This window comes from Cypionkella sp. (genome assembly GCF_028290025.1).
Classification (GTDB): domain Bacteria; phylum Pseudomonadota; class Alphaproteobacteria; order Rhodobacterales; family Rhodobacteraceae; genus Cypionkella.
In genome coordinates, this window is record NZ_JAQGKQ010000014.1 from 1 (window position 1) to 8,430 (window position 8,430).

Below are 8,430 nucleotides of genomic sequence, written 5' to 3' on the forward strand. Positions count from 1 at the left end.
AACGGCTTTGTCGAAAGCTTCAACGGCCGGCTGCGCGACGAATGCCTCAACGAGCATCTCTTCGACACCCTGCGCCATGCCCGCCACTTGATCGCGGCATGGCGCGACGACTACAACCATCATCGCCTCACACGAATCTCAACGGCCTAACACCGAGGGAGTTCCTCAAACGGTCAACAAAGGACCGAACCCTGAACAGAACTAACTTCTGAACGAGGACAAATCGGGGAGCAGGTCAGCCGAGGCCTTCAAAGGTCGCATCTGCCAATCAACTCTAGACCATTTTCGGCGGCGTATTCCCGACATGCGCTAAGTTGTCGCTCAAGTGAATGGCCGTTCAATTATTCTGCGGATGACATGCGGATGTAGGTGTATGCGTTGGTCTTTTGTTGGCCTATCAACCTCAATTTCATCACAGATACATGCAAGGTTGTAAGAATACGACATGGTGACATGTGAGCAGCCAAGTGCTAAAACGGGCTGTCGCGAAACGGCAATGCCTCAATGTCGCTCACATCCCTGACGGATGGGTTTAACGTTTCCCTGTTTGCCAAAAGAGTCGAGTCGAGCGATGCAAGGATATTCATCGTGTCGTCCGCTTAAATTTTCTCAACGTGTTTGAATGGATGACATGGTGAGATCATAGCTACGACAACCGCCTCGCAAGTCCCGTCAATGCGATGGTGAAAGGCGTGGTTTCCACCAATCCGAACTGGCGTAAATCTTCGAGGGCGACGTCGGCCGTTTGGCGCTCAATGTTCTGCGAGGCAGAGAACCGTTCCAAGAAAGCTTCAAGTGGAACTGTTGTCTCCTGCATAGAACGCTGGATCAAACCACCCAACAATTTAGCCCGAACTTCGCTCACTTACCTCTCCCGCTCGCTGTTTTAGGTAGCAAATCCTACGGTCGAGTCACCCCGGCTGGCAATCAAAAGTTGCAAGTGCGCGACTTTTCGAGCGTTGGGCGCGATGACATCACCCGCCTGAACATATGTTCTCGCACGGCATCCCATCTCCGTCACCGTCCAGCTTAGAGCCCCACGAACAGTTTTCCATAAGCCAGTGTGCTTTCTCGCAACTGCCGACTGTCTTGGACATGTTTTTGCGGGGATTGCACGAAAGTGAGGCTTGAACCAATAATCTGCGTCGGAGTTTTTTCGCCGGTAGGCGAAGGGTAACCAAATTTGGCTGCAACATGACGTTTGTTCCAAGCCCGGCCAAGAGCATGGCGATCGTAGCTGCGCGTTCTTCCTCCGGTCCCATGGCATCTCAAATCGCTGGACCAAGCGCCGCGGGTGGCCGCGCGCGCGGTATCTCCCGCGGCGTTGTAAGCATGCTAGTATAGTCGGTAAGCGGCTGCACAGCCTTGCTCGACCATCCAAAGATTGATGTCATTGGCTCGCACGGAGCAGGTAGCCACCTTGAGCATATATCAGTCTGCATCAGCCACCGTGCAAGTCACCGTGGAACGATCGATCAAATCGGACAGCGCGTTAGATGCATCGGTCCCGCAGCGCCATTCTTCGCCACCCCGCAGGCAGCACAATGTTTGGCCATGGTGGTTCTTGCCAGCTTCATCGGGATGCCGGGCTTAGGCCAGAAGCTGCTGCAACTGCTGCAATCGCTGAAATCGGCCTGTCCGTAGAGATCGGCGTGACGATCGTGTTGCTGGCCGTGACGCTGGATCGCCTGAGCAAAGCTTGGGCGTTGCGCTTGCCTGTGCACGATACCGAAAGTCCGTTCTGGATGAAGCGCCATCAGATGTTGGTGACGTGGCTGGCGCTTTGCGCGATTGGTTTTTTGCTGGCGCATTTCTTTCCTTATTTTCTGCAAGTCGAACGCAAGCAGGCGCTATCAGTAGCCGGTCCGATTGATGCGCTGATGGATCAAGTCATCCGGCTGATTGCTCCGGTCACACTGTGGCTGCGCTGGTTTCTGATCACTTGGGTATTGATCCCGATGCGCGATGCTTACCTCTGGCTACCTTTTACTGCGGTTTTGGCTTTGCTCGCAGCCTTGGGTTGGGCCATCGGAGGGCTGCGCTCCGCGCTGATCTGTGTAGCGTATTTTGGACTGATCGCTGCATCGGGCTGGTGGGATCGCGCTATGATCACGGTGTATATGGTTTGCATTTCGGTGCTGATCGCGGCAATAATCGGCTTGCCCTTGGGGATTTGGGGCGCACGCAATGCGACGCGCGCGGCCAGAACTTTGTTGGTCTGCGACACCGCCCAGACCTTTCCCAGCTTTATCTACCTGATTCCCGTCATAATGCTGTTCGGCGTCAATGATGTCGCGGTGGTCGCCGCTGTTGTGGTGTTCGCAGCCGTGCCCTTGGTGCGGTACACCATTGAGGGTCTGCGCAACGTGCCGCCGGAAATGGTCGAAGCCGCCAATATGAGCGGGGCAACAAATTGGCAGGTGCTGTGGCATGTGCGTCTGCCGATGGCCCTGCCGACAATGGCTGTCGGGGCAAACCAGTCTGTGATGTTTTCGCTGTTCATGGTCATTATAGCCGCTTTTATCGGCACTCAGGACCTAGGCCAAGAAATGCAGCGGGCTTTGTCCTCGACCGACGTGGGCAAAGGTTTGGTGCTGGGCTTTGCCGTGGCCTTCATGGGGCTTATGACGGATCATCTGATCACCCGCTGGTCGGTGGCCCGCAAACGCGCACTGGGTATCTGAGGCGGTAGGACAGTTAGGCCGCATTCCCGAGCCCGATCTTCAGCATCGCCGTAACTCAAAATGCCGGCTTTCGTCCCTTAGGATGGATAGGTCAAACGGCCCACCGAAGTTCAGGTAGGTTGCGGCGGTTGCGCGTCCCCGCAACAAAAAAAGTGACGATATTAATACATGTAAACGACTAAACAGTCGGGTTTTTGCTTGTGAGTTTCACCTCCATTTTACCTCAACGTTTGACGTGTCCCCCTAGAATGTGGAATTGTTTCGTCTGATTAGAACGAGACTGCGCGGCTTTCACGCCGAACCTCCTAGGCAGCGAGGCGCCACCTGTGTGTGGCGAGATCAGACTGTAAATCCCCGACCGTCCCGACCCGTTATTATGTTCAAAGCGGGTCGTGATTGAACATTGATCGATTCAAAGGCTGTTGGCGGGGTGCGCCGAGCACACCCCGCGTTATCGTCCGATCAATTTGCTCAGCGCCGCGTGGCTGTGCCCCTTAAAGGCAGCCATGTCGTTGCCTCGCATCTTTGATACCCAGTCGGCATCGGTGATCAGCGCTCGTCCGACAGCGATCAGGTCGAACTCTGCGCGCTCCATCCGGCTGACGAGCTTATCGAGCTCGATGCTGGTCGAGATCTCTCCGCCAAAGCGTTGATGAAGTCGCCCGACAACCCGACCGAGCCGACGCTGATAGTCGGCGTACCGATCACCCTTTTCGCCCAACCAGCGAGGTTCAGGCCGTTTTCGCCGTCAATCTCGGGAGTTTCCGGTTCCCAGAAGCGGCGCTGCGAGCAGTGAAGCATATTTACGCCCGCCCCTACCAGCGGCAGCAGCCACTCACTTAGCTGACAGGGTGTTTCCAAGACGTCCGGCGTAGTCCTGCTGTTTCCACTGGCTGACGCGCAGAATTATCGGAAAGTCGGCGCCGACCGCTGAGCGCGTGCAGCCGCAATCTCGGCAGCAAAGCGCGTGAAGTCTTGGATGGATGCGCCGCCTTAGCCCTCAGTGCGTGTGTTTGTCCTTGACCAGAAAAATTGATCAATCAGACTGCCGTGCGCGCCGTGAAGTCCGACCGTGTCGAGCCGAGCGCCTTGGCATGAGCGGCCGCCTGGGCAATCGCTGCAATTGTGTAGGCGAAGGTTTCCTCGCACATCACCTCCCGGCGCGCATTGCCCGGTAGCTCCCCGCACGGATTGCCCGGTGCGAGTAGGCCGGATGGCCTTTCGACCGGCGCAGCGGGTTCTCAACCGGATGCGCCCATCGTAGAACCTGAGTGCCAGAGTTGTAGGCCCATCGCACCACCCGCCCCGTGCACGGTGTAGATCACACTTTTCCATCCGGCAAAGGGCTGCTTACGCCGACATTTATGCCAGCGCAGTCATCGGCGCAGCATTCACCACGGAGGCCGCCCAAGCGCACCGCACCGCCTTCCGCAACGCGGCCGAACGTGGCGGACGCGATCCGGACGAGATCTAGTTCATAGCCGGTCTGATGACAACGATCGCCGCAAACAAGTGCGCCGCGCTTGATCGACGCACTGCCTTGGCCGAGCGCGCCTTTCCGCAGCGCGCCACCTACCTGCAGCAAATGCGAGCATTCGGATCGATACGGCGCAACTCGACGAGCCGCTGTCGCCGCAACAGCTCGCTGCGGCGCGTCCGTCCTCGGTTGACCCACGGTCCAGCCATGTCTTAAAAATCGACCGCGAGGGCTGAAGCTGCGTATCGTACTCGCCTATGGCGTAACCTACTACGTGCCCGTCGTGGCCGGCCCACCGATCGAAGACGCCGACCAATTGCGGCGCTGGTTTGAGGCAGAGGCCGCCGAGGGCTTTGGGTGGCGCCCGACATATACCATGATGGCTTCTAAGACTTCGCCAATGACGTGGCGCCGACCCTTCAGCAGCGCGGCATGTTCCACCGGGAGTACGCTGGCACGACGCTGCGAGACCATCCGAGACCATCTCGGTGAGCTCGCTCAATACGGGCTTGATCCTCGCGTCATGCGACTCGACCCGTCCTGGTTTAAGAACAACCAAAGCGTGCAGATTGTTTTAATACAAACTTTACACAACGTGCTTATCAACTTATGGTTGCATTACCTTTGTATGATTAACCGAATCTTCAAGCCGACGAGATTCATTGTTTGCACCTAGGAGCGCCGACACCATGGCTACAATTCTCGATTCCGAATCAGCCTATTTTCGCTCTGTGGCAGTATTAGGGATCGGCGGTGGTAACCAAGTGCTAACCGTCCTCGAACTGGGAATGCTAACAACAGGCCAAACTGACGGCGGCTATCTTGGCGGAGATCGTTCGATCTCGTTGACCCAGCCAGACGGGAACGACCAGATACTTAACGTTGGCGAGACTTTCTCCATAATAAACGTCAACGATCCCGCTATTGGCACTACGACCACCACGACGATCAACCTCACGCTCGTCGGGAGCGGGTCTTATTCGTCGCTCGCGACAACCAGTGACATTCTTGTCGGTATAGACGGCACTGGACGACAGTACGTCATTTTCCCAAACGGAGATATGCCAGTCCTGCTTGGCACCGTTGCCGCTACCATCAACATCCAACCAGTCGGCTATGACTTCGTTAACGATGTCCCGCTTTGCTTCACGCGCGGCGTCCTGATCGCTACGCCGCAGGGGCCAAAACGCATCGAAAATTTGAAGGCCGGCGACCTCGTCATCACGAAAGACAATGGTGTGAAGCCGATTTCTTGGATTGGCCACAGTACGATCGGCAAAAACGCTCTGAGCAAAAATCCAGACCTTCTGCCTATCCGCATCAAAGCGGGTGCCTTGGGCCCAGACACGCCAGATAAAGATCTCGTCGTGTCACCGCAGCATCGGATTTTGGTTCGTTCAAAAATTGCTCACAAGATGTTCGACATTAGTGAGGTGCTGGTGGCGGCCAAACAGCTGCTTGAGATTGATGGTATAGACATTTGCAACGATGTGGATGAGGTCGACTACTTCCATATCCTGTTCGATCGACATGAAATCATCTTTGCACATGGCGCAGAAACGGAATCGCTTTTTACCGGCAAGCAAGCTCTTAAGTCTGTCAGTTCGGCCGCGCGGGCAGAACTTTTCGCCATATTCCCAAACCTTGAAAATGTTGATCACGCGCCGGTTCCTGCGCGTGTCCTCGCGTCCGGCCGCATGGCACGCCAACTTGCGGCACGTCACTCGAAGAATAGCAGAGCGCTGGTGGATAGCGCTAGTTAGAAACGGTCGATCGCACTGGCGGAAACGTTTATCATAAGTTTTTGGAAAGCATCTGGTTGCTGGCGATCGGATGCTTTCAACTGCGAACACAAAACAACCTATCCCGCGATTGCCGAACCGATCGCGCTATGGGTCTCGGTGCGGGCTCAGTCGCGTCCAGTGGTCCGTGACGGTAACGCCTATATTGCCGCTAGCCTGATGTTCCGGCACACTTTACTGGCATGCCAGCTCCCGGGGGGCAATCCGACAAGGTGAAAGATGGCGAAACCGCTGATAACCTGACCGAAACATGCGACGCGATACGCGAGGCGTCGCGCCTAGGGTGGGCCAGGCAGATCTCGACCTCGACCGTGCCGGGATCTCCTCGGCGCAATTTTAGCACCGCGGGGCGCGCGCCCATATGGTGCAATGCGAGTTCGCTGCACAGAAGATGCAACAACCCCGCCATAACCTCGGCGTTAAACTTTCAGCGCTAAGTTTTTGTGCGCAGATCAGCATGTCGGGTCGCAAGCTCCGGGCAGATCGCGCGCGCATCGGCCAGCGCCATGCCTTGGCGCAGACCTTTGGCTTCCGCCGCGTGGTTCAGGCAATGCAGATGTTCGGCGTGGCCCGCGCCCAGTACCAAAGCAAACGCCCCCTCAACCGGGCGCTTGCGCCTGCTGGTGTCGCTCGCGAGCCGCGGAAACCACAGTGAAAGCAGACGACGTGCCATTCCAGTCCAATATCCAAGCGCCAAGTGTTCCTTTTTGTTCGTGTTAAGGGCCCAATAATGCAGAGTCGAGTCCGCAGCGGGCTTGGCGTCGCTTCACAGACCCAACGGGACTCGGCTGCATTGCTGCCCGCGTCATCGCGGATCAGCATCACACCGCGCGTCTGCCCGCTCTCGGCGGCAAGTTGCAGCCTGCGTCCTGCAGTTAGCAACAAAGATTGTTGGGGTTCTGCGATGACCAAGCCGACGGCGGAGGATCGAAGCGCCTCTTCTACCAACCAGAGCAGATCGGTCTCACCGGAGGTGCGAAATAAATGCAACCGCTCGTTGATGCCAGCGGGTAAGGCTCCGAGAAACGGCAGTTCTGGGATATGTGCGGGAAGTATCCAAACGATCACGCCCGGAATGCGCGCCGCTTGAAACAGCGCGAAGGCGCGACGTCCGCGACCTTGGGCTTCGTGCACTCGGGCGGAAATCAGAGCGCGAGGATCACCGGGGGAGGGTTCGAAATGCGTCTTCATCTCAGCATTTCCTGCCCGATCCGGAGTCCGGCCCTTTGACCTTAGATAATACCATCATTGTGGCGACAAAATAGAACAGACAGGGAACAAAAGGGGATTCGAGAAGACAACGTTTCTGGACGTAAAGTATTTTGACGGCGGCCCGCGGGGTCATGTGAATCCATTGCGAGGTAGAGCGCCTATAGCAGCTGGCAATATACGCGGGTTCCAACCGCAGCAATGACCTCAAGTGAATGCCACAGCCATATTGGCATGACGCGTCAGCGACACTATCTGTCAACCTCGGTGGTCAACACCATAAGTTAACTAGGAAAACTTCATGCCCAGTCTTTTCGATCCGATTACGCTTGGTGCCATTCATGCGCCAAATCGCATTTTGATGGCACCCCTCACCCGCGGTCGCGCGGACAAAGAGGCGGTGCCCTCTGACATTATGATCGAGTATTACACTCAGCGGGCAAGCGCCGGGCTGATCATCACGGAAGCGACCGGCATCAGTCGTGAGGGTCTTGGATGGCCCTACGCTCCCGGCCTTTGGAGTGACGCCCAAGTGGAAGGATGGAGCAAGGTTACTGAAGCCGTCCATAAGGCGGGCGGCCGTATCGTGGTGCAGCTTTGGCACATGGGGCGTCAGGTGCACTCGTCTGTCATCGGCGGCCAGCCGGTGTCGTCCTCCGCGACAAGAACTGACGGTCAGGTGCACACCTACGAGGGCAAGCAAGACTATGAGATGGCGCGGGCGCTTGATCTCAGCGAAATTCCGCGCGTGCTGAATGATTACGAACGGGCGACCAAAAACGCGATGGCTGGCGGATTCGATGGCGTGCAGGTTCATGGCGCCAATGGCTATCTCATCGACCAGTTCCTGCGTGACAACGCCAACTTCCGCGACGACACATACGGCGGCAGCATCGAGAACCGCATTCGCCTGCTGCGCGAAGTCACCGAGCGTGTGGCGCGGGTCATCGGTGCCGACCGCACTTCGGTCCGCCTTTCACCAAATGGCAATTCGCAGGGCGTGGATGACAGCAACCCGGTGCCGCTATTCACCACGGCTGCCAAGGCGCTGAGCGAAATCGGCATCGGCTTTCTGGAGCTTCGCGAACCTGGCCCCAACGGGACGTTCGGAAAATCCGATGTCCCTAAGATATCGCCCGAAATACGCGAAGTTTTTGCAGGTCCGCTCGTGCTCAATTCGGATTACGACACCGTTGCCGAAGCGCAGGCCGCGATTGATCGGGGCACTGCTGACGCAATCGCATTCGGGCGCGCATAT

Annotated in this window: 7 protein-coding genes and 1 pseudogene; 4 read left to right on the plus strand and 4 right to left on the minus strand. The window is 57.0% G+C overall.

What is annotated here, in order from left to right; translation table 11 throughout:
- Positions 1–212 (plus strand): annotated as a pseudogene (locus JWS10_RS01450) (transposase); the annotation flags it as partial.
- A gap of 434 nt (positions 213–646) precedes the next feature.
- Here JWS10_RS01450 and JWS10_RS01455 read toward each other — a convergent pair.
- Entirely contained in the window at positions 647–865 is a 219-nt protein-coding gene (locus JWS10_RS01455) for a hypothetical protein (protein WP_299504080.1), read from the minus strand.
- Between the two features lie 109 nt (positions 866–974).
- Entirely contained in the window at positions 975–1,262 is a 288-nt protein-coding gene (locus JWS10_RS21200; protein ID WP_366943504.1) for an excalibur calcium-binding domain-containing protein, read from the minus strand.
- Between the two features lie 282 nt (positions 1,263–1,544).
- On the opposite strand from JWS10_RS21200, the gene JWS10_RS01460 reads away from it, so the two are divergent.
- Positions 1,545–2,684, plus strand: coding sequence for a proline/glycine betaine ABC transporter permease (locus JWS10_RS01460; protein ID WP_299504082.1), 1,140 nt, complete (start codon positions 1,545–1,547; stop codon positions 2,682–2,684).
- Between the two features lie 451 nt (positions 2,685–3,135).
- On the opposite strand, the gene JWS10_RS01465 is transcribed toward JWS10_RS01460, so the two are convergent.
- A complete protein-coding gene (locus tag JWS10_RS01465) occupies positions 3,136–3,405 on the minus strand; it encodes a hypothetical protein (RefSeq protein WP_299504084.1) in 270 nt (89 codons plus the stop codon).
- A gap of 1,445 nt (positions 3,406–4,850) precedes the next feature.
- Here JWS10_RS01465 and JWS10_RS01470 point away from each other — a divergent pair.
- On the plus strand, positions 4,851–5,924 hold the full coding sequence (locus JWS10_RS01470) for a Hint domain-containing protein (RefSeq protein WP_299504086.1): 1,074 nt from the start codon (positions 4,851–4,853) through the stop codon (positions 5,922–5,924).
- A 472-nt stretch (positions 5,925–6,396) separates the two neighbouring features.
- Here JWS10_RS01470 and JWS10_RS01475 read toward each other — a convergent pair whose 3' ends face one another.
- Positions 6,397–6,636 (minus strand): hypothetical protein, encoded by a 240-nt coding sequence (locus tag JWS10_RS01475; protein ID WP_299504088.1) that lies wholly within the window; start codon positions 6,634–6,636, stop codon positions 6,397–6,399.
- 837 nt (positions 6,637–7,473) lie between these two features.
- Here JWS10_RS01475 and JWS10_RS01480 point away from each other — a divergent pair.
- A partial coding sequence (locus JWS10_RS01480) for an alkene reductase (RefSeq protein WP_299504090.1) occupies positions 7,474–8,430 on the plus strand: 957 nt, incomplete at its 3' end.